We start from the raw sequence: 21,078 nt of genomic DNA, 5'->3' as shown, positions 1-21,078 counted from the left end.
TTCACGCTGGCGGCTGCAGTTGCTCAATCATTGACAGGCAATGATTGAGCCCCGGTGACCCGTCACCCACGCGCCGGCTGAGGATGATCGGCGACGTCGCGTTGTCTTCCAGCAACGGGGTGAACCCGATGTCGTCGCGGTGCAGCAACTGCACCGAGGCCGGCACCAGGGTCACGCCAATGCCCGCGCCCACCAGCCCGATGGCGGTTTGCAGTTCGTTGGTCCATTGCGCCACCTGAATACTCACGCCCTGGGATTCGAACAGGGCGATCACATGGTCGGCGTAGCTGGGACGCGGGTTGCCGGGGTACAGCACGAAGGGTTCCCTGGCCAGCTCGCGCAGGCTGACGGGGCCGGCCAGCAGTGGATGACCGGCGGGCAGGGCGGCGACCAGGCGGTCTTCGGTCAATACGGTCTGGATGATGGCCGGGTCGTCGATGCGGATACGGCCGAAGCCGATGTCGATTCGCCCGGCCTTGAGCGCCTGCACCTGTTGCAGCGTGGTCATCTCCGACAGCCCCAGTTCCAGCTCCAGCGGCTCGCCGCTGCGCAGGCGGCGGATCAGTTCGGGCAGCACGCCATACAGGGTCGAGGGGGCAAAACCGATCCCCAGCCAGGTCTTTTCACCCAGCCCGATGCGCCGCGTGTTGTCGCAGACCTTGCCCAGTTGCTCGAGCAACGCGGTGGAATGTTCATGGAAGAACCGTCCGGCGTCGGTCAGCTTCAGCGGTCGTCCACGCTCGAGCAGCAACACCCCCAGCTCATCCTCCAGTTGCTGGATCTGTCGGCTCAAGGGCGGCTGGGCAATGTGCAGCAGCTCGGCGGCGCGGGTGAAATTCAGCGTTTGAGCCAATACCTGGAAATACCGCAGGTGACGCAATTCCATGGGGCCTCACTTTATCGGTTGAATGCATACCTTTAAGGTATCAATTCAGACCAATTCTATATTGGCCTCCGGAAAAAAGCCGTACCAGAATCGGGTTCAGAACTTTAAGAACCTGATGGGTATCGAAATGCTTGCAACCGCCATTGAGTCGATCGAGACGATCATCGTCGATCTGCCGACCATCCGCCCGCACAAACTGGCGATGCACACCATGCAGAACCAGACCCTGGTGATCATTCGCCTGCGCTGCGCCGATGGCATCGAAGGCATCGGTGAATCCACCACCATCGGTGGCCTGGCCTATGGCAACGAGAGTCCGGACAGCATCAAGACCAACATCGACACGCACTTCGCACCGCTGTTGATCGGCCAGGACAGTGCCAACGTCAACGCCGCGATGTTGCGCCTGGAGCGCAGCATCCGTGGTAACACCTTCGCCAAGTCCGGTATCGAAACCGCATTGCTCGACGCCCAGGGCAAACGCCTGGGCCTGCCGGTCAGCGAACTGCTCGGCGGCCGCGTGCGCGATGCGCTGCCGGTGGCCTGGACCCTGGCCAGTGGCGACACCGGAAAGGACATCGCTGAAGCCGAGAAAATGCTCGACCTGCGTCGCCACCGCATCTTCAAACTGAAAATCGGGGCGGGCGAAGTCAACCGTGACCTGGCACATGTCATTGCGATCAAGAAAGCCCTGGGTGACCGCGCCAGCGTGCGGGTCGATGTCAATCAGGCCTGGGACGAAGCGGTGGCGCTGCGGGCCTGCCGGATCCTCGGGAGCAACGGCATCGACCTGATCGAGCAGCCGATCTCGCGCAACAACCGCGCCGGCATGGTGCGCCTGAATGCCATCAGCCCGGCACCGATCATGGCCGACGAGTCCATCGAATGCGTGGAGGATGCGTTCAATCTTGCCCGCGAAGGCGCGGCCTCGGTGTTTGCCCTGAAGATCGCCAAGAACGGTGGCCCGCGTGCGGTGCTGCGCACGGCCGCAATTGCCGAAGCGGCCGGTATCGCCCTGTACGGCGGCACCATGCTCGAAGGCGGCCTGGGCACCCTGGCGTCGGCCCACGCCTTTGTCACTCTGAACAAACTGGCGTGGGACACCGAGCTGTTCGGCCCGCTGCTACTGACCGAAGACATTCTTGGCGAAGCGCTGGTGTACCGCGACTTCGAGTTGCAGGTGCCGTACGCGCCGGGTCTGGGCCTGAGCCTGGATGAGGAACGCCTGGCGTTTTTCCGTCGCGACAAAACATCCACTGCCATTCATCCCGCCTGAGGAGAGCACTATGCTGTTCCACGTAAAGATGACCGTGAATTTGCCGGTCGACATGAATCCCGAAGCCGCCGCCCGGCTCAAGGCCGACGAGAAGGCCCTGGCCCAGCGTCTGCAGGAGCAAGGCAAGTGGCGCCACCTGTGGCGTATCGCCGGACACTACGCCAACTACAGCGTGTTCGATGTCGATAGCGTCCAGGAGCTGCATGACCTGCTGATGCAGTTGCCGCTGTTCCCATACATGACCATCGAAATCGATGCGATGTGCCGGCATCCTTCTTCGATTCGTGACGACGACCGCTGACCCCAGCCTGTTCAGCCCGCTACGCCCATAATTACAAGATGAGGAACCCACCCAAATGAACGTCAAGATTTCCCACACTGCCCACGCCCAGAAATTTCTCGAGGAGGCCAGCGGCCTGCTCAATGACGCCGGCAACCCACGGGTCAAGGCGCTGGTCTATCGCATCCTGCGCGACTCGGTGAACATCATCGAGGACCTGGCGGTGACCCCGGAAGAGTTCTGGAAAGCCGTCAACTACCTCAACGTGCTGGGTGCGCGCCAGGAGGCCGGGCTGGTGGTGGCCGGGCTCGGCCTGGAACATTACCTGGACATGCTGATGGACGCCGAAGACGAACAGGCCGGCAAGTCCGGCGGAACGCCGCGCACCATCGAGGGCCCGCTGTACGTGGCAGGCGCGCCGCTGTCGCAAGGCGAAGCGCGTCTGGACGATGGCGTCGATCCGGGTGTGACCCTGTTCATGCAAGGCCGGGTGTTCAACACGGCCGGCGAACCGCTGGCCGGCGCGGTGGTGGATGTGTGGCACGCCAACACCGGTGGCACCTACTCATACTTCGACACCACGCAATCGGAATTCAACCTGCGTCGCCGGATCGTCACCGACGCCGAAGGCCGTTACCGCTTTCGCAGCATCGTACCTTCGGGTTACGGCTGCCCGCCGGACGGTCCGACCCAGCAACTGCTCGACCAGCTGGGTCGTCACGGCCAGCGCCCGGCGCACATCCACTTCTTCATCTCGGCGCCAGACCATCGTCACCTGACCACCCAGATCAACCTCGACGGCGATCAATACCTGCACGACGATTTCGCCTACGCCACCCGGGATGAGCTGATCGCCAACATCACCTTCAGTGAAGATCCGGCGCGAGCGGCAGCCCACGGTGTCAGCGGTCGGTTTGCCGAAATCGACTTCGATTTCACCCTGCAGTCTTCGGCTCAGCCGCAGGAGCAGCAGCGGCACGAGCGGGTTCGCGCGCTCGAGGATTGATGTCGCGGCTGATGGCCTTATCGCGAGCAGGCTCGCTCCCACAGGGAAACGCATTCCACCGTGGGAGCGAGCCTGCTCGCGATGAGGGCGCTGCCCCCGCTGATCAGTCCGTTGACACACCGCTACGCCGTTTGCCCCAGAATGACCCCATAACGACAACTCGAGTAACCGATAATGCAAGCGCAACTGTTGAGTCAGCGCAGCGCCGTGTTCGACCAGGCCGACCCGTATGCGGTGTCGGGCTACGTCAATCAGCATGTCGGCAACCATTGCATCCTGATGCCGCGCACCGGGCGTCCGCTGGCCAGCCTCAATCACCGCAAGTTTTCCTCGCTCGACCTGTGCCGCATCAGCTATGGCGCCAGTGTGCGGGTCACCTCCGGTGCGCTGGAGAGCGTCTATCACCTGCAGGTGCTGCTGCGCGGCCATTGCCTGTGGCGTGGGCACCACCAGGAACATTACTTCGCCCCCGGCGAACTGTTGCTGATCAACCCCGACGATCCGGTGGACCTGACGTACTCCGACGATTGCGAAAAATTCATCCTCAAGGTCCCGACGTCGTTGCTCGAATCGGTGTGCGACGAGCAGCGCTGGCGTTATCCGGGGCAGGGCGTGCGGTTTTTGGAGAACCGTTACCAGTTGCACGAACTGGAAGGTTTTGTTGGCCTGTTGGCAATGATCTGTCAGGAAGCCGAAGCCAGTGAGCCGATGCCCAGGGTGCAGGAGCACTACGCACAGATCATCGTCAGCAAGATGCTCAGCCTGATGCAGACCAATGTCAGTCGCCTGGACGGCGGGTCGCAGGCTGCGGCATTCGACGCCATCGCCGACTACATCGCCCGGCACCTCAAGCACGACCTCGACAGCGAAGCACTGGCGCGCCAGGCGCACATGAGCGTGCGTTCGCTGTATGGCCTGTTTGAGCGCAACGCCGACACCACGCCGAAAAACTACATCCGCCAGAAGCGCCTCGAGCGCATCCACGCCTGCCTCAGCGACCCGACCTGCAACGTGCGCAACATCACCGAGGTGGCCATGGATTATGGCTTCCTGCACCTGGGACGCTTCTCCGACAGCTACCGCAAGCAGTTCGGCGAATTGCCGTCCGACACCCTCAAGCGCCGTTGACGCCAGCCCCTGCACAAACCGGATAAAGGTCTGCACCCCGCGGATAGTCCGCCCCATCGCCCCGTCCTAGCATGGCCCTGCCTGAACAATAACAATGGAGGCGGCGGCCATGACCCTGCGACCCGAATACCTTCAAGCCCTGCTCGAAGACGATCCCGAACAAGGCCTCTATCGCTGCAAGCGCGAGATGTTCACCGATCCCCGCCTGTTCGACCTGGAGATGCAACACATCTTCGAAGGCAACTGGCTGTACCTGGCTCACGAAAGCCAGATCCCCAACGTCAACGACTTCTACACCACCACCATGGGGCGCCAGTCGATCTTCATCGCGCGCAACAAGGACGGTGTGCTCAATGCCTTTATCAACGCCTGCAGTCATCGCGGCGCGACCCTGTGCCGGCACAAGTCCGGCAACAAAAGCTCCTACACCTGTCCGTTTCATGGCTGGACCTTCAACAACTCCGGCAAACTGCTCAAGGTCAAAGACCCGGCCAATGCCGGTTATCCGTCGAGTTTCAACTGCGACGGCTCCCACGACCTGACCCGGGTGGCGCGTTTTGAATCCTACCGGGGCTTTCTGTTCGGCAGCCTCAAGGCGGATGTCCTGCCACTGGCCGAGCATTTGGGCGAGTCGGCGAAGATCATCGACATGATCGTCGACCAATCGCCCGATGGCCTGGAAGTGCTGCGCGGTTCCTCCAGCTACCTCTATGAAGGCAACTGGAAACTCACCGCCGAAAACGGCGCCGACGGTTACCACGTCAGCTCCGTGCACTGGAACTACGCCGCGACTCAGAACCAGCGCAAACAGCGCGAGGCCGGCGACAGCAACCCGACCATGAGCGCCGGCAGCTGGGCCAAGCAGGGCGGTGGTTTCTACTCGTTCGACAAGGGCCACATGCTGCTCTGGACCCGCTGGGCCAACCCCGAGGATCGTCCGCTGTATGAGCGTCGCGATGAGCTGGCGCAGGATTTCGGCAAGGCACGCGCCGACTGGATGATCGAGAACTCGCGCAACCTGTGCCTGTACCCGAACGTGTACCTGATGGACCAGTTCAGCTCGCAGATCCGCGTCGCCCGGCCGATCTCCGTGGATCGCACGGAAATCACCATCTACTGCATCGCCCCCAAAGGCGAAAGCGACCATGCGCGTTCGAGCCGCATTCGCCAGTACGAGGATTTTTTCAACGTCAGCGGCATGGCGACACCGGACGACCTGGAGGAATTCCGCGCCTGCCAGACCAGCTACAAGGGCAGTGTCACCACCTGGAACGACATGTCCCGAGGCGCCGAGCACTGGATCGAAGGCGCCGACGAGGCCGCCCGGGAAATCGACTTGCACCCGCTGCTCAGCGGTGTGCGCACCGAAGACGAAGGCCTGTTCGTGCTGCAACACAAATACTGGCAACAAACCATGCTCGCGGCCCTGGCCAGCGAACAGGCGAAGTTGATCGCGGTGGAGGATGTGCAATGAACATTGACCATGACCGCGTGCGCGACTTTCTCTATCGCGAAGCACGTTACCTCGATGACCGGCAATGGGATGAATGGCTGGAGCTGTACGCCCCCGACGCGACCTTCTGGATGCCGTCCTGGGACGATAACGACGAGCTGACCGAAGACCCGCAGCGGGAAATCTCGCTGATCTGGTACGGCGACCGCACCGGCCTGGAAGACCGCATCTTCCGCATCAAGACCGAGCGTTCCAGCGCCAGCGTGCCGGACACCCGCACCTCGCACAACATCAGCAACATCGAGTTGCTGGAGCAGGCCGACGGACTGTGCAAGGTGCGCTTCAACTGGCACACCCTGAGCTTTCGCTACAAGACCGTCGACAGCTACTTCGGCAGCAGTTTCTACACCCTGGACGTGCGTGGCGAGAGCCCGCTGATCAAGACCAAGAAAGTGATCCTGAAGAACGACTACGTTCGGCAGGTCATCGATGTCTATCACTTGTGAGGCCGGCGTCATGACTCATTCCATTGCATTCAATTTCGAAGACGGCGTCACCCGTTTCATCGACGCCAACGTGGGCGAAACCGTGGCCGACGCCGCGTATCGCCAAGGCATCAATATCCCGCTGGACTGTCGCGACGGTGCCTGCGGCACCTGCAAGTGTTTCGCCGAGGCCGGCCAGTACGACCTGGGCGAGGAGTACATCGAAGATGCCCTCAGCCCGGAAGAGGCGGAACAGGGCTTTGTCCTGACCTGCCAGATGCGCGCGCAGAGCGATTGCGTGGTGCGGGTGCCGACGTCCTCCGAGGTGTGCCGCACCCGCCAGGCCAGCTACGAGGCGACCATCAGTGCGGTGCGCCAGTTGTCCGACAGCACCATTGCGCTGTCGATCAAGGGCGAGTCCTTGAGCAAGCTGGCGTTTCTGCCGGGGCAGTACGTCAACCTGGGGATTCCCGGCAGCGAGCAGACCCGCGCCTATTCGTTCAGCTCGTTGCAGCGCGACGGCGAAGTCAGTTTCCTGATTCGCAACGTGCCGGGTGGCCTGATGAGCCGGTTTCTCACCGGCATGGCCAAGGCTGGCGACAGCATGAGCCTGGCCGGCCCCCTGGGCAGTTTCTACCTGCGGGAGATCCGACGGCCCTTGTTGCTGCTGGCCGGTGGCACCGGGCTCGCACCGTTCACCGCGATGCTGGAGAAAATCGCCGAGCAGGGCAGTGAACATCCGCTGCATTTGATCTACGGCGTGACCCACGATTTCGACCTGGTGGAACTGGATCGTCTGGAAGCCCTTGCCGCACGCATCCCTCACTTCACCTACAGCGCCTGCGTGGCCAGCCCCGACAGCCAGCATCCGCTCAAGGGCTACGTGACCCAGCACATTGAGCCACGGCACCTGAACGATGGCGACGTCGACGTCTACCTGTGCGGCCCGCCGCCGATGGTCGACGCGGTGAGCCGCTACCTCGGCGAGCAGGGCATCCGGCCGGCGAATTTCTACTACGAGAAATTCGCTGCCAGCGCGGCGTGAGCCGCGCGCCAATCAACGGTATCGCCACTGTGGGAGCGAGCCTGCTCGCGAGGGTTTCACAGGCATCCCCATGCTGACTGACACACCCTCATCGCGAGCAGGCTCGCTCCCACGGGGTCTTGTTTCGTCCGAGAATCCTTGAGGTACACATGAACCGATTTCACGAAAAAGTCGCGCTGGTCACGGGCGCTGCCCAGGGCATCGGCCAGCGCGTGGCCGAGCGTCTGGCGGCGGAAGGGGCGAAGTTGATTCTGGTGGATCGCTCCGAACGGGTGTTCGAGGTGCAGCAGCAACTGGCGGTGAGCTGCCAGGTGCTGGCGCTGACTGCCGACCTCGAGCAATACGAGGAATGCAGTCGGGTGATGCAAACCGCCATCGAGCGCTTCGGTCGGCTCGATGTGCTGGTCAATAATGTCGGCGGCACGATCTGGGCCAAGCCGTTCGAGCATTACCAGGCGTCGCAGATCGAGGCCGAGGTTCGCCGTTCACTGTTTCCGACACTGTGGTGCTGCCATGCCGCATTGCCGTACATGCTGGAGCAGGGCAGTGGCGCGATCGTCAACGTGTCGTCCATCGCCACCCGCAGTGTCAATCGTGTGCCCTACGGTGCGGCGAAAGGCGGGGTCAATGCATTGACCGCGTGCCTGGCGTTCGAGACGGCCGGGCGCGGGGTGCGGGTCAATGCGACGGCACCGGGCGGTACTGAAGCACCGCCCCGGGTGATTGCGCGCAACAGCGCGCCGCAGAGTGAGGAGGAAAAAGTCTGGTACCAGCAAATCGTCGACCAGACCCTCGACAGCAGTTTGATGAAGCGCTACGGCACGCTGGATGAACAGGCGGGGGCGATCCTGTTCCTGGCCAGCGACGAGGCGTCCTACATCACGGGCGTGACCCTGCCGGTGGGGGGTGGTGACCTGGGTTGACTACAGACGACGCTGAAACGCCCTGAGGATCTTGAGGGTCGCTTCGCTGGTGTCCAGGTTCTGCACCGCATTCAACGGATACCACTGGCAATCGAAGATTTCATTCAGCGGACGCGCCTCGTCCTGGTTCAGCACCGACGCCTCATAGACGTGGTGTCGGGTGTTGCCTGTTTCCAGTTGCATCAGGTACAGCACATCGTCCACATCCAGCCCGGTTTCTTCCTGCAGTTCGCGCATGGCCGCGTCAGCGATGGTCTCGCCGGGTTCGACCTTTCCCCCAGGCAGCGTCCAGCGACACCTGGGCTTGCGCACCAGGAGAATGTGCCGGTCCTGCTCGCAGATGACGGTTGCACGTACTTTCATGTGTTACCTAATAGCTCATTGCCACAATATTGTCATAAAAATGCAATATTCAGGCCGGGGCCCGTTTTTCGGGGGTTCTGCAGGGTTGGAGGTGGGGTCTGGACCTAAAGTGCGGTTGGATGTTGGTATTTTGTCGCGACGTCTGGTCCGCAATGGTGCGAAAAGTGGGTGTAAGGTAGGCGTGACGAAACCGGATCGAAATGGAGGTAGCTCATGAGCGTTCCGATGCTGAACAAGATGCACATGAACGGGTATGACGTGGTCAGCGTGAACAACGGCCCCTGGCGGGTCTGCACCCAGGGCGATCGCCTGGCCGCCTTTGCCAGTCGGGAGGAGGCGTTGGCGTTCGCGGCGTCCCTGCCAGGCTACAAGGCTCGAGCCAAAAAGCCCGCGGCCCGCTGAAGGGTCGCTTTTGTGGGAGCGAACCTGCTCGCTCCCACAGTGTTTCAGCATGACCGGGTTTTTATGAGGGTGAACCCTTGTCGTCACCCGTCACGCCGTGTTTGTTGCGGCTGATCGTCTTGGCCTTCACTTCCTCGGCGTACCCCGCCAGTCGTTGTTCGTCGCCCTGAAACAGGTCGCATAACCTGTGTACGGCCTGCGCATCCACATCGTTGCCCGCCTGGCGCAGCTGTTCCGCCAGGCGCAACAGCTCGACCGCCGACCATCTCAGGTCGGACGCGATGCCTTGCAAGTCTCGTCGGAGTTCGTTTTCAGATTCGTTGAGCCACATGACGGTCTCCTGAACATTTTCAGCTACGAAATTTTAGTCCCGATTTCCTGGGCAACGAGCTACATTTTCTTTTTTCAGACAAGGAAGCACGATGCGGACTTTGATGGCGGGAATCGTAGCGGGGTTGTTGACGGGATGCTCCTTGCCCGCCTCTGTGGTGCCGGGTGAGCCAAACCTCAGCAAATACAGTGAAAAGCCACCCAAAGAGTACGCCGCCTGTGTGTTGCCGGCCTGGCAGAAGGAAGTGCCCAAGGCCACGCAAACCGGGATTTCCAACGGCTACCGGATCAAGGCGCCCGGCATCATCACGGCCGATGAGATTCTCGAGATCGTGAAGTCGAAAGACGGCAGCCGGGTGTCGCTGTATCAGGGGCCGCCGTGGGCCAAGTCCGGTGCGTTGCGCGAAGCCGTTCGCGATTGCCTGTGAGGATCAATCGGTGACTTCGGTCGCCGGGATCAACTGATCGTCCCTGGCCGGGCCGGCACTGCTTTTCCTGTCCCGCCGGTCGTTGAGCCACTCATCGACCTGGCCATTGAACTCAGCGGGCGCCTTGCGTCCCACTCTCCTGGCCAGATCGAGAATCGTCTGCTGGGCGAGAGCCTCCTCCATGCGTTTTTGCGCAGTCAGCATCACGGCATGGATGGAGCAGTGGCCCGCTGTGGCCCAATCGGGCGTGCAGCCTTCGAACAGGGCGCAACGTCCACGGATCTCGCGGCATTCGAAGATCTGTTTCGGTCCGTCGATGGCATTGACGATGTCGAGCACACTGATCTCGTCGGAAGGCCGCGCCAGCTTGAACCCGCCGCGCACACCCTCGGTCGCCACCACCAGTTTTGCCTTGGCCAGTTTGGTGAAGATTTTCGCCAGATAGTCCAGCGGCACGCCTTGCAGTTCCGCCAGATCGCGCACGCTCGCCTCACGGGTGTCGCCGCAATTGCCCACCAGGAAAATCAGGCAGTGAATGCCGTACTCAACGCCCGCGCTGTAAAGAGACATGTCAATCTCCGACTAATGTTGTCGCAAATGTTAGCAGCCGCTCGCTCAGTAGGCAACGATCGCCTTTTTCTTTCGAAACCCAATATACCTTGATCGCGTTCTGTGACTGGGCATCGAAGGGTTTGATAGTCACTATCGCGAAAAACCGATTGCTTTAACAAACTAGGATCAATACAGTCGTAGTTGTTCGGTCGACGCTGGCCATGCCCGACCTTCTAATAATCATTGATCGGCCTTCTCGGAGCGTTAAAGATGAAACAGCACATCCTGGTAATCGGTGCAGGTTTTGGTGGCATGTGGACGGCGGTGAGCGCCACTCGCCTGTTCAATATCCATGACCGCAACGATGTGGAAGTCACCGTCCTGGCCCCGCAGGCCGAGCTGCGAGTGCGTCCGCGTTTCTACGAGCCGAATGCCCACCAGTTGGCTGCGCCGATTGGCGACCTGCTCGATGCCGTTGGCGTGAAGTTCGTCAAGGGCACTGCCGACAGCATCGACGTTGCGCAAAAACGTGTGGGCTACATCGATGCATCGGGTGCCAAACAGGTGTGCAGCTACGACAAACTCGTTCTGGCCACCGGTAGCCGCCTTGCCATTCCGCCCACCAGCGGTGTGGTTGAGCATGCGTTCGACGTCGACCAGATCGAGCAGGCCGTGCGCCTGGAAAATCACCTGAAATCCCTGGCCAGCCTGCCGGACAGCAAATCGCGCAACACCGTCGTCGTCGCCGGTGGCGGTTTCACCGGGATTGAAACGGCGACCGAAATGACCGCACGTCTGCGGACAATTCTCGGTGAGCAGGCGGACATCGACGTGATCATCGTTGATCGCGGTGACCGGATTGGCGGCTCGATGGGGGAAGAAATTGCCAAGTCGATCGAAGAAGCCAGTATCGAAACGGGTGTGAAATGGCACTTGAAGGCGTCGGTGGAATCCGTGGATGCCAACGGCGTCAATCTCAGCGATGGCCAGCGCATCGAGGCCCAGACAGTGGTCTGGACCACCGGCGTGCGCGCCAGCTCGCTGACAGAGCAGATTCCGGCAGAGCGCGATCACCTCGGCCGGCTGCACGTGGACAGCCATTTGAAAGTCATCGGTCAGGACGACATCTTCGCCACGGGCGATGTGGCCTACGCCGCCTCGGACGATATTGGCAACCACGCGCTGATGACCTGCCAGCACGCGATCATGCTGGGTCGCTACGCGGGCAATAACGTTGCCGCCCAGATCCTGGGCGTGGATGCGCTCCCCTACAGCCAGCCCAAGTACGTCACTTGCCTGGACCTGGGTGCCTGGGGCGCGGTGTACACCGAGGGCTGGGATCGCCAGGTCAAGCTGGTCAGGCAAGAGGGCAAGAACCTGAAAACCCAGATCAACACCGTGTGGATCTACCCGCCAGCGGCCAACCGTGAAGCCGCGTGGGCCGCTGCCGATCCGCTGATCCCGATCGCCTGATATCCCCCTGCGGGAGCGAGCCTGCTCGCGCTGGACGTTAACGATGACGCTGACTGCCTGGATGTCCGCGTTGTCCTTGCGCCCCTCGCGAGCGAGCTCGTTCCAACAGGTGCTTGCTTCTGTGAAATATCACCTGTATTTTTTCATGAAATTTAAATAACATAATTTCATGAGCCCTCTACATGTTTGAGCAATCCTCCCGGCATGTCGCCAGCTACTACGCCCACGCCTGTGCCGATCACCTGGTCGAACGCGACGCTCTCGAGGGCGAGCACGACACCGAGGTGCTGATCATCGGTGCCGGTTTCAGCGGCCTGCATACGGCGCTGCGACTGGTCCAGGCCGGCAAGCGCGTGACGCTGCTGGAGGCCAGTCGCGTGGCATGGGCGGCGTCGGGGCGCAATGGCGGTCAGGCGATCCTCGGGTGGTCGTGCGACATGCCGCCACTTGAGACGGCGCTGGGTTACGAGCGGGCGCGTCGGCTGTGGGACGGCATGCGTTGGGCCGCACAGGAACTGCGCGCTTTGCCTTCACGGCATGAATTCGATTGTGACTACCGTCCCGGTCATCTCTGGACGTCAGTGTTACCGCGCCGGGTGGGTCTGCTGACGGAGTGGCAGCACGAGGCCTCCCACAAGTGGGGGCACGACGGTTTGCGGTTCATTCCTCGCGAGCAATTGCCCGAATGGGTCGCCAGTGAGCGTTACCAGGCCGGCCTGTTCGATCCCGAAGGCGGGCACCTCAATCCCCTGAAGCTGGCGCTCGGCCTGGCCGCCGCCATCGAGGGCGCGGGTGGGCGCATTCATGAGCAGAGCAAGGCGCTGGGCTATCGCGAGGAAGGCGGGCGGTACGTGGTCACCACCGAGCATGGGCGTATTCGCGCCGATGTACTGGTGCTGGCCTGCAACGCCTACCTGGACCGGCTCGACCCGCAGCTGTCGAGTTGCGTGCTGCCCGTCGGCACCTATCAGGTGGCGACTGCGCCACTGCCGTCCGCACAGGCCGCCGCGCTGCTGCCGAACAATGCCTGTGTCACCGACAACCAGTTCGTCCTCGATTATTTCCGCCGCACGCCGGACCACCGCTTGCTGTTTGGCGGTGGCTGCACCTACCTGGGCGGCATGCCGAGAGACATCGCTGCGGCAACGCGACCTTTCCTGGAGCGGGTGTTTCCTCAGCTCAAGGGGGTGGAGCTGGAATTCGCCTGGGGCGGGCACATCGATCTCACGCTCAAGCGTACGCCGGATATCGGTCGACGCGGCGATCTCTACTGGCTTCAGGGTTACTCGGGGCACGGCGTGCTGCCGACCCTGGCTGGTGCCCGTGCTGTTGCCGACGCGATACTCGGCCAGCCGGATGAGCTCGCGTTGTATCAGGGCCTGGTCAACGGCCGTTTTCCGGGTGGCAAGTACATGGCGGCGCCGCTGGAAGCCATCGGCAAGGCCTGGTATCGGTTGCGCGACAGCCTTTGAACCGTACATTTTCTGGAAGCTTTTCGATGGACAGGCAAGAAGAAATCTCGGCGCTGGCAATCCTGATCCAGGACCTGCGCAAACACAAAAAGTACACGCTCAAGGAACTGGCGGACAAAATCGGCCGCTCGGTGGGTTTTCTCTCCCAGGTCGAACGTGGGCTCTCGCGGCCGACGGTGGCGGACTTGACCGCCATCAGCGAAACCCTCGGTGTGCCGACCACTTACTTCTACAGCCTGCCCAAGCCCATGGCCCTGCCGTGGGTCACCCGCCCGGACGAGCGCCGCACGCTGTATTACGCCGACGGCATCACCGACATCCTGGTGTCACCGAAAATGCGCGCATCGTTCTCGATGCTCGAAAGCCAGCTCGAGCCTGGGGCCAGCAGCGGCGACCGGCACATGAAAGACAGCTCGGAGCAGGGTGGGTACGTGCTCGAAGGGCAACTGACGGTGTGGCTGGATGACGATCAGCCGGTCACCCTCGAGGCCGGGGACAGTTTCCAGCTCGCCAGCCATGCCCATTGCCGCTACGGCAACCTCTCCGATCAACTCACCCGGGTGCTCTGGGTTTACACGTGACAAAAAACAAGGAACGCAATGATGGATGCTGTCTGTTCTGAACTGGTTGCTGAAGTGCGCACGTTTCGCCAGCGCCACCCGGACGTGCGCTACGTCGACCTGATTTCCCTGGACATTCCCGGGCATTTCTACGGCAAGCGCTATCCAATCGAGATGCTCGAAAAAGTCGCCGCCGGCAGCGCGCTCAAGCTGCCGCAGAACTGCGTCTTGCTGGGCGCCCAGGGCGGTTTGTTCAAGATTGGCGATTACTGTTTCAACGACGGTGACCCCGATGCACCGCGGCGTCTGGTGCCGGGCACGCTGAAAATCGTCGATTGGGAAAAACAGCCCCTGGGCCAGATGTTGATCACCTCCAGCGGCACCGAGAAACCGATTGTCTTCGAGCCACGGGAAGTGTTGGCGCAAGTCCTGGAGCGCCTGGCGCGCAAAGGGATTTTCCCGGTGGTGGCCTTCGAGCTGGAATTCTATTTGTTCGATCGTCAGTTGCGTGACGGCTTGCCCCAGTTTGCACGGGATTCGCTGACCGACGATGCGGATGACCAGCCGAACATGCACATCGAACGGTTGACACGCTTCTCGCCGGTGCTGGATGAGATGGTCGAGACCGCTCGCGCACAAGGCATCGACACCACCGTGATCACCGCCGAGCTGGGCCCTGGCCAGTTTGAAATCAACTTCGGCCACCTCGATGACGGGCTGCGGGCCGCCGACTGGGCCGCACTTTTTTGCCGCAGCACCCGGGGCGTGGCGATGAAGCACAATTACCGCGCCAGCTTCATGTCCAAGCCGTACCTGCATCATCCCGGCAGCGGCATGCATGTGCACGTGAGCCTGTACGACAAGGCGGGCAACAACCTGCTGGCGGCGAACGGCCAGCAGCCGCTGCGCCATGCAGTGGCCGGTTGCCTGCAACTGTTGCCCCATTGCATGCCGATCTTCGCGCCCAACCACAACGCCATGCGTCGCCTGAGCGGCACCACCAACGTCGCGACCCGTGCCAGCTGGGGCTTCGAAGACCGGGATGCGTGCGTGCGGGTGCCCGAATCGGACCCTGACAATCTGCGGATCGAACACCGCCTGGCCGGTGCCGATGCCAACCCGTACCTGGTGCTGGCTGCGATCCTGGTGGGGTTGGAGCACGGCCTCGAGGCGAAGCAGGAACCGATCGCGCCGCTCAACCAGGATCGCAGCAGCGGTGTCGACTTCCCGTTGGAGATGCTGGAGGCCGTGCGCTCGATGCAAAACCATGAACCGCTGCGGGAGGGGTTGGGCGCAGAGTTCGTGAAGGTCTACTGCGAAAACAAGCGCCAGGATCATTTGGCATTTCTGCAGGACATCAGTGCCCGTGAGTACCGCTGGTTCCTGTAAACAGACCATTTGTCGCGGCACAGCCTTAAAAAATGTGTGGATATTGAATGGGTTAACGGTTTTTTTAACCACATGGTGAACGAAAACATATTGTTACATGGTGAAAATCACCGTAACATTCGGCCCGCGTTCACCACCACGGTTTATGCATTTTTAGATCCCGGGCTTCCATCAGCTGCCCGGGATTTTTTTTGCCTGCTATTGGCGGGAGAGGGCGCAAACCTCATCCAGCGTTCCGGGCCGTGACAGAATTTTTTTTGAAATCAAGGGGTTGTCAGCACCGGCAATTCAGTCCATAATTCACGCCATCGAAAGCACTGACTGCTGAAAAAGCTCAATGTTTTCAAGGAGTTAGATCTAGAATCTACTCCAGGTTTGTACGCCTTTGATGTTGTTCAAAATGACATCGAATGCATTGGGGCCGAGTAGCAAAATGGTTATGCAGCGGATTGCAAATCCGCCTACGCCGGTTCGATTCCGACCTCGGCCTCCACTCTTAGAAACCCCGTAGATCAATGGTCTACGGGGTTTTTTTATGCCTTCGATAAAGCAAGGTGTTCCGCAATGATTGGGAGGGGTTCCGCAACCCTTTCATTAATATGCGAGATCCCGCTCCCATTTGCGTGGCACAGGTGGGTGCCGAAGGGGTGGTCAGGTCTCTTCATGACAGGCCGGTTTCGGCCAGAAGCAGACTCTGGACAGGTAGCCGTTGATGTCTCTACGCTGGACGATCTAGTGACAGCACAGCGGTAAAAAAGGAGTAGTCACGTTGGAAGTTGCCATTGATCGAGATAGCGTTCATGCAGGAGATGATCTGGGAAGCCATGCGACGTCGATCACACTCGACCCATCAGCAACGCTGCGCGCCTTAATCGAAGTGATACAAGATGCCGGCTACTTACCGGGTATCAATGGAGGCAAGGCTACTTGGATTATTTGGTCGTCTGGCAAACCAATAGGTGTTTTAGCGCAGCAATGGCCAGCACCTAAATTGACCGTGCCGCCCGACAGCACCGTTGATCAATATTTCGGAAATACCGAACCTCGCCTTCTGTTCAGATATTGGTGTCAGGCAGATCCAGATGAGGTCTTTTCGAATATCAAGACCGGAAATGAGCCACCTTCACGATTTTAGGATTGGCGGTGGACATTTCTGTCGATCAATGCGGTTCAGATGACTGCTATGGGTCGGAAGCGGTCGTCATGAACGTCCGCTTTTGGCTGTGGCTGCCGCTCCTGTCCGTCCGCTTCCGGCCACGAGTCGGCCGAAACGTCCGGCATATCTCGCCGCGCAGCGCCAGAGCAGAGTGTCCAGAGTACACCATCGAGTATCAAGCTTTTGCTATTCTTGGTGTTAAAGAATAACTTCCGCTTAATCTACTGCTCACGAAAGCAAGATTTTATTGTGGTGGGTTTAGTTATAGATGAAAGTATAGCTCATAATGTAGCTACCTATTTTATTCGTGCGGGCACTCACCCATACGAGCTGCATTCCCTGTTGTATATTTTTATCCAAATCCATTTTGTTCGTGCAAAGCTCAATCCAGCGGTTTGTACTTTGATCTTCGATCCATAGACCTGCCTCGCAACGACCAAACTTCCCCCTGGAAGGTCCGGGGTATCTCAGCTCATATGAAGATTTATAACTAATAATCTTGCCAGGCAAAAGATAGGCCGCGGTGGCATAACCATTCAGAGATAGAATAAATCCTAAGCAGAACCATCCAGTAAAAGAATTTAGAGCCTGTATTGCTGTCTTGCGCCCGGGCCGCTTGTAGAGTGTTCGAATTGCGGCAGTAAGCCCAGTAATGGAGCTGATCAGCAGGTATGTACCCCATTCGGGGATTTCAGGCATCAAAACTGTTCTTGCTGAAATTTTAGAAGCCCAGCCTACATAATAAAGCCATGCGCCAAAAAGCAAAAATACCACTGTTATAACTATTTTTTTTGATTTGCTTTCGGGTGAACTAGGTTCCATAAGCAGCTCTTGGGGGAAGCAGTAATTGTCGGAGGCAAAAATTTAAGTGGTGACGTCAGCGAGGGGAGGAAGAAACTCATAAGCCAACCCTGCCTCATAAAACACCGTTCGCCACTCTAGAAAACCCGGACGGTATTCGCACAGAAGACGAACGATCTGCCCATCCTCTCCGATATAGACTTCTTCCACCAAAGCGATATCTCCTGGCGCTGCCTCGCGAGAGTTAATCCAATCAGTTAAAACTATTTTTGCTTGGTCAGCGCTGATTAGTTTTATGAGATCGCCTTTAGACGGTGCCATGTCCCTTCGCCTGGATTTTTACTGATAACAAGTACATAAGCCTATCGGCTTTTTAAGGCAAAGTCCTTTCTTTTAGTCCGAAGGCTTCCTTTAGACGATGTCCGCTTCTGGCCGGAAGCGGACGGTCAAGAGCGGCAGCTACCGGACAGATGTGGTCATTAGATGTTACTAGCAGAGGGCAGTAAATGAGCTCCAAGCTTTTCCAGTAATGCATTGACTTTCGGAAGTGTTTGTCGATTTTTGATCCAAACCAAATTGATGGCCATGCCAGTGGTTGCCAAGTGGGGAAGCACCTCAACCAAGGTTCCCTCTTCAAGCTGGCGTTTGATCAGCCATGAAGGTAGTTGTGCGATCCCGCATCCCGCCGTTACCGCGATCACCAGACCTTCACCATCTCCCACAACGAACTTTGCAGCGATCGACCTGCGTTCAATTTCGCCAGGGTGCTTTCCCGCAAAACTCCAAGGGCTGACCGTTCCATCCACCCAGCCGTAAGCGATGCACTGATGCTGTTCCAGATCACGATCGGTCACAGGCGTGCCGTGTTTGCTCAAGTAAGCGGGCGACGCACAGAAGATATGCCACTCACTGCCCAGGTAGCGATGCCCCAGCGCAGCGGGCCAGACGTCCGAACCACCGATCCGCACAGCAATATCGACACCTTCCTCGACAGGATCAATGAGGCGGTCGGAGAATGAAATGTGTGGATGCAACAGCGCATGTTCCTGAGCAAACTGCAAAATGATCGGAAGGGCCAGCAGGCGGCCAAACGCACCTGGAAGGTCTATGCGAATCCTGCCACGAGGCTCAGTGTTTTCGGCGTGCAGAGACAGCTCTGCCTCCTCCAGGTCTGCCAACACACCGGTACACGTGCGATAGAACGCCACCCCCGCGTCAGTCAGGGCCAGGCGACGAGTGGTGCGATGGAACAACCGAACTCCGAGCCTGCTTTCCAATCGAGCGATGGCTTTGCTGATCGCAGATCCCGTCAGACTCATCCGATCGGCAGCGGCTGTGAAACTGCCGCAGTCCGCCACACAGACGAACACATCAATTCCCTTCAAGCGCTCTGAGGAAAACATGGCATCTCTCTATTGATGAATTTGATTCTTCAAATTCGATAACAAACATCATAAATCAGAACCAAATTCACCAGTAAGATTGATTTCAATGCATCGTTCACCATGCGACCGGCGTTTGCCATAAACCAACCTGCTGAACATTGAGGCAAGGATGCTAACCAAACTGAAAAACTATCCGAGAACGGTGAATTTGCTGCTTTCAGCGTCCTTGATATTGACCTTGTCGCGAGCAATCACTTTGCCCTATCTGGTCATCTACCTGTCCGGCAGTTTCGGTTTGAGCATCGCCGATATCGGCCTGGTCATTGGCAGTACACTGATTATCGGCTCGTTATTGAGTTTGTATGGGGGCTTTCTGGTTGATAAAACATCCAGTCACCGACTGATCCTGTGGCTCAGTTGCCTGTTTACGCTGGGTTTCCTCGGGACGTTTCTTGCTCGCGATCTCTGGCTCTTCTACAGCTGTCTGGTATTAATCAATCTGACCTATGCGGTGATTGATATCGCGGTCAAATCAGGATTCGGCAGCCTGCTCCCTGTCACTGGCCGCAGCGAAGTGTTCTCGATCAAATACACGCTGACCAATATCGGATATGCCATCGGTCCCTTTCTTGGCGCTAGCGTGGCCAGGATAGATATCAGCTTGCCATTCCTGTTTTCCGCAGGGCTTGGAGCAGGATTCTTTTTCATCTATTTCGTCTGGGGTGATAGGAATTTGGGCGCCACCGATGAAGCTCGGAAACCCTCGCCGTTTCTCTCCGTAGGAAAATTACTGCTCCGGGATTATCGATTGGTGTGTTTCACCCTTGGCGGGCTTTTCAGCGCGGTGGTCTTTGGCCAGTTCACGGCCTATCTCTCACAGTATCTGATGGTTACTGCCACACCAGAATCTACATACCGCATCATCAGTACCATTGTGGCTACCAATGCGCTGATGGTGATCGGATTGCAGTATTCCATAGGCAGAAAGATCACCAACCGACACCTGAACCTGTGGCTTGCGGCGGGGCTGGGCATGTTCATGATGGGGTTGGCCGGTTTTGCACTGTCGACTTCCGTTCCACACTGGGTCATTTCCATGGCCATCTTTACGATCGGCGAGATCATCGTATTGCCCGCCGAGTACATGTTCATCGACAAAATTGCGCCGGACAACCTGCGCGGCATGTATTACGGAGCGCAAAACCTGTCCAATCTTGGTGCTGCACTGGGCCCGGTACTTTGCGGAATAGTATTGGCAACCCAGCATCCTCATTACATCTTCTACATGCTGGCACTCTTCATTGTTGCGGGTGGATTGTTTTACCTGGCGGGAGCTTCCAATTTGAGAGTTGCAACGGGTAAGGGGCTGATTGATGAACCGCAATGAGGACGTCAATGAGGCATAAAAGTTGTTGCACAGAGAACTGGCGATCTAGGGGTAACAGCCATCGGACTTGACCCGACGATGTGCGGTACCCACACGCTACGGCGAACCAAGGCTTCGTTGATCTATCGCAGGACCAAGAACTTAAGGGCAGTTCAACTCTTGCTTGGTCATACGAAACTCGAAAGCACTGTCAGGTACTTGGGCATTGAGGTAGACGATGCAGACGATGCTCTAGAAATGGCAGAGCAGACAGACGTGTAATCTTGCACTGCGACGGTCTGGGCCAGACCGTCGCTTTCCGACCCAAGGAGGCTAAGAGCTCAATCGCAGGACTGCTCATCCTCTCGCTTGGCATCCGATTCGGAGATCAACGCTTCATGGCACTACACTCGTTACGCAAGTTGCTGTCTTGAATGTTGCCGCAGCTTTGACCGTTGATTTTGGCATTGCAGTAAGCGCGTTGATCACTGTTACTGATATTGCCGCAGCTTTGGCCATTCATTTCCGCCCAGCAACTGGCCCGAAGGTCGTTGTCACTGATGTTGCTGCAGCTTTGACCGTTGACTTTGGCATTGCAGTAAGCGCGCTGATCACTGTTACTGATGTTGCCGCAGCTTTGGCCATTGATTTCCGCCCAGCAACTGGCCCGAAGGTCGTTGTCACTGATGTTGCTGCAGCTTTGACCGTTGACTTTGGCATTGCAGTAAGCGCGTTGATCGCTGTCACTGATGTCGCCGCAACCAGCATGAGCGTAAGAACTCAACATCAACAACATCGCAATGATGACTCTCATCACTCTCTCCATGGGGTGTCAGGAAATAGCCTGACGCTGACTGATCCAAAATGATCTTTTTGCTGTAACAAGCAATCAAATTGACATCATTTTTTACGGAAGTTC

At 58.7% G+C, this 21,078-nt stretch carries 24 protein-coding genes, 1 tRNA gene and 1 pseudogene; 19 read left to right on the top strand and 7 right to left on the bottom strand.

The window, feature by feature from the left end; genetic code table 11:
- Position 1: 1 nt before the first annotated feature.
- A complete protein-coding gene (locus tag ACM6IM_RS09385) occupies positions 2 to 886 on the bottom strand; it encodes a LysR family transcriptional regulator (RefSeq protein WP_414864953.1) in 885 nt (294 codons plus the stop codon).
- 127 nt (positions 887 to 1,013) lie between these two features.
- Between ACM6IM_RS09385 and ACM6IM_RS09380 the strand changes: the two genes are divergently transcribed.
- The 8 genes from ACM6IM_RS09380 (at position 1,014) to ACM6IM_RS09345 (ending at position 8,482) form a co-directional block, all read left to right on the top strand.
- Positions 1,014 to 2,162, top strand: coding sequence for a muconate cycloisomerase family protein (locus ACM6IM_RS09380; RefSeq protein WP_201188836.1), 1,149 nt, complete (start codon positions 1,014 to 1,016; stop codon positions 2,160 to 2,162).
- Positions 2,163 to 2,172: 10 nt separating this feature from the next.
- Positions 2,173 to 2,463 carry a muconolactone Delta-isomerase gene (gene catC / locus ACM6IM_RS09375; RefSeq protein WP_192308374.1) on the top strand — a complete coding sequence of 97 codons (291 nt, stop codon included), beginning with the start codon at positions 2,173 to 2,175 and terminating at the stop codon, positions 2,461 to 2,463.
- Between the two features lie 55 nt (positions 2,464 to 2,518).
- Entirely contained in the window at positions 2,519 to 3,448 is a 930-nt protein-coding gene (gene catA / locus ACM6IM_RS09370; RefSeq protein ID WP_192308375.1) for a catechol 1,2-dioxygenase, read from the top strand.
- Between the two features lie 171 nt (positions 3,449 to 3,619).
- Positions 3,620 to 4,576, top strand: a complete 957-nt coding sequence (locus ACM6IM_RS09365) for an AraC family transcriptional regulator (protein WP_414865482.1) — start codon at positions 3,620 to 3,622, stop codon at positions 4,574 to 4,576.
- 109 nt (positions 4,577 to 4,685) lie between these two features.
- A complete protein-coding gene (gene benA, locus ACM6IM_RS09360; RefSeq protein ID WP_414864952.1) occupies positions 4,686 to 6,050 on the top strand; it encodes a benzoate 1,2-dioxygenase large subunit in 1,365 nt (454 codons plus the stop codon).
- Positions 6,047 to 6,535: a benzoate 1,2-dioxygenase small subunit gene (gene benB, locus ACM6IM_RS09355; protein WP_414864951.1), complete on the top strand. Its 489-nt coding sequence runs from the start codon at positions 6,047 to 6,049 to the stop codon at positions 6,533 to 6,535. Before benA ends, benB begins: the two co-directional genes overlap by 4 nt.
- Positions 6,536 to 6,545: 10 nt before the next feature.
- Positions 6,546 to 7,559, top strand: coding sequence for a benzoate 1,2-dioxygenase electron transfer component BenC (benC, locus tag ACM6IM_RS09350; RefSeq protein ID WP_414864950.1), 1,014 nt, complete (start codon positions 6,546 to 6,548; stop codon positions 7,557 to 7,559).
- 149 nt (positions 7,560 to 7,708) lie between these two features.
- Positions 7,709 to 8,482, top strand: coding sequence for a 1,6-dihydroxycyclohexa-2,4-diene-1-carboxylate dehydrogenase (locus ACM6IM_RS09345; protein WP_414864949.1), 774 nt, complete (start codon positions 7,709 to 7,711; stop codon positions 8,480 to 8,482).
- Here ACM6IM_RS09345 and ACM6IM_RS09340 read toward each other — a convergent pair whose 3' ends face one another.
- Positions 8,483 to 8,845 (bottom strand): NUDIX hydrolase, encoded by a 363-nt coding sequence (locus ACM6IM_RS09340; RefSeq protein ID WP_414864948.1) that lies wholly within the window; start codon positions 8,843 to 8,845, stop codon positions 8,483 to 8,485.
- 213 nt (positions 8,846 to 9,058) lie between these two features.
- Between ACM6IM_RS09340 and ACM6IM_RS09335 the strand changes: the two genes are divergently transcribed.
- Positions 9,059 to 9,247 (top strand): DUF2188 domain-containing protein, encoded by a 189-nt coding sequence (locus tag ACM6IM_RS09335; RefSeq protein WP_192308381.1) that lies wholly within the window; start codon positions 9,059 to 9,061, stop codon positions 9,245 to 9,247.
- Between the two features lie 61 nt (positions 9,248 to 9,308).
- On the opposite strand, the gene ACM6IM_RS09330 is transcribed toward ACM6IM_RS09335, so the two are convergent.
- Positions 9,309 to 9,578, bottom strand: a complete 270-nt coding sequence (locus tag ACM6IM_RS09330) for a hypothetical protein (protein ID WP_192308382.1) — start codon at positions 9,576 to 9,578, stop codon at positions 9,309 to 9,311.
- 91 nt (positions 9,579 to 9,669) lie between these two features.
- Here ACM6IM_RS09330 and ACM6IM_RS09325 point away from each other — a divergent pair, with 91 nt between their 5' ends.
- Positions 9,670 to 10,005, top strand: coding sequence for a hypothetical protein (locus ACM6IM_RS09325; RefSeq protein ID WP_192308383.1), 336 nt, complete (start codon positions 9,670 to 9,672; stop codon positions 10,003 to 10,005).
- 3 nt (positions 10,006 to 10,008) lie between these two features.
- On the opposite strand, the gene ACM6IM_RS09320 is transcribed toward ACM6IM_RS09325, so the two are convergent.
- Entirely contained in the window at positions 10,009 to 10,575 is a 567-nt protein-coding gene (locus ACM6IM_RS09320; protein WP_414864947.1) for an RrF2 family transcriptional regulator, read from the bottom strand.
- Between the two features lie 252 nt (positions 10,576 to 10,827).
- Between ACM6IM_RS09320 and ACM6IM_RS09315 the strand changes: the two genes are divergently transcribed.
- From ACM6IM_RS09315 to ACM6IM_RS09290, 6 genes are all read left to right on the top strand, one after another.
- On the top strand, positions 10,828 to 12,030 hold the full coding sequence (locus ACM6IM_RS09315) for an NAD(P)/FAD-dependent oxidoreductase (RefSeq protein ID WP_414864946.1): 1,203 nt from the start codon (positions 10,828 to 10,830) through the stop codon (positions 12,028 to 12,030).
- Positions 12,031 to 12,212: 182 nt separating this feature from the next.
- Positions 12,213 to 13,502 carry an NAD(P)/FAD-dependent oxidoreductase gene (locus tag ACM6IM_RS09310; protein ID WP_414864945.1) on the top strand — a complete coding sequence of 430 codons (1,290 nt, stop codon included), beginning with the start codon at positions 12,213 to 12,215 and terminating at the stop codon, positions 13,500 to 13,502.
- Between the two features lie 26 nt (positions 13,503 to 13,528).
- Positions 13,529 to 14,083, top strand: a complete 555-nt coding sequence (locus ACM6IM_RS09305) for a helix-turn-helix domain-containing protein (RefSeq protein WP_192308387.1) — start codon at positions 13,529 to 13,531, stop codon at positions 14,081 to 14,083.
- Between the two features lie 21 nt (positions 14,084 to 14,104).
- Positions 14,105 to 15,451 carry a glutamine synthetase family protein gene (locus tag ACM6IM_RS09300; RefSeq protein ID WP_414864944.1) on the top strand — a complete coding sequence of 449 codons (1,347 nt, stop codon included), beginning with the start codon at positions 14,105 to 14,107 and terminating at the stop codon, positions 15,449 to 15,451.
- A 419-nt stretch (positions 15,452 to 15,870) separates the two neighbouring features.
- Positions 15,871 to 15,944 (top strand) — tRNA-Cys (locus ACM6IM_RS09295).
- A gap of 276 nt (positions 15,945 to 16,220) precedes the next feature.
- Entirely contained in the window at positions 16,221 to 16,586 is a 366-nt protein-coding gene (locus ACM6IM_RS09290) for a hypothetical protein (RefSeq protein ID WP_192308389.1), read from the top strand.
- A gap of 279 nt (positions 16,587 to 16,865) precedes the next feature.
- Here the strand turns inward: ACM6IM_RS09290 and ACM6IM_RS09285 are convergent, their stop codons facing one another.
- The 3 genes from ACM6IM_RS09285 to ACM6IM_RS09275 all read right to left on the bottom strand — a co-directional run bounded on the left by ACM6IM_RS09285 (position 16,866) and on the right by ACM6IM_RS09275 (position 18,811).
- Positions 16,866 to 17,429: a hypothetical protein gene (locus tag ACM6IM_RS09285; protein ID WP_414864943.1), complete on the bottom strand. Its 564-nt coding sequence runs from the start codon at positions 17,427 to 17,429 to the stop codon at positions 16,866 to 16,868.
- A 42-nt stretch (positions 17,430 to 17,471) separates the two neighbouring features.
- Positions 17,472 to 17,729 carry a hypothetical protein gene (locus ACM6IM_RS09280; RefSeq protein WP_414864942.1) on the bottom strand — a complete coding sequence of 86 codons (258 nt, stop codon included), beginning with the start codon at positions 17,727 to 17,729 and terminating at the stop codon, positions 17,472 to 17,474.
- A 158-nt stretch (positions 17,730 to 17,887) separates the two neighbouring features.
- On the bottom strand, positions 17,888 to 18,811 hold the full coding sequence (locus ACM6IM_RS09275; protein ID WP_414864941.1) for a LysR family transcriptional regulator: 924 nt from the start codon (positions 18,809 to 18,811) through the stop codon (positions 17,888 to 17,890).
- Positions 18,812 to 18,962: 151 nt separating this feature from the next.
- Here ACM6IM_RS09275 and ACM6IM_RS09270 point away from each other — a divergent pair, with 151 nt between their 5' ends.
- The 3 genes and pseudogenes from ACM6IM_RS09270 (at position 18,963) to ACM6IM_RS09260 (ending at position 21,027) form a co-directional block, all read left to right on the top strand.
- Complete coding sequence (locus tag ACM6IM_RS09270; RefSeq protein WP_414864940.1) at positions 18,963 to 20,180, top strand: MFS transporter; 1,218 nt, start codon at positions 18,963 to 18,965, stop codon at positions 20,178 to 20,180.
- Between the two features lie 51 nt (positions 20,181 to 20,231).
- Positions 20,232 to 20,441 (top strand): annotated as a pseudogene (locus tag ACM6IM_RS09265) (tyrosine-type recombinase/integrase); the annotation flags it as partial.
- A 148-nt stretch (positions 20,442 to 20,589) separates the two neighbouring features.
- Positions 20,590 to 21,027: a hypothetical protein gene (locus ACM6IM_RS09260; RefSeq protein WP_414864939.1), complete on the top strand. Its 438-nt coding sequence runs from the start codon at positions 20,590 to 20,592 to the stop codon at positions 21,025 to 21,027.
- Positions 21,028 to 21,078 lie beyond the last annotated feature (51 nt).

This window comes from Pseudomonas sp. IT-P12 (genome assembly GCF_949767465.1).
GTDB lineage: Bacteria > Pseudomonadota > Gammaproteobacteria > Pseudomonadales > Pseudomonadaceae > Aquipseudomonas.
The sequence above is the reverse complement of the archived record's forward strand: the minus strand, read 5'-3'. Positions and strand labels throughout refer to the sequence as shown.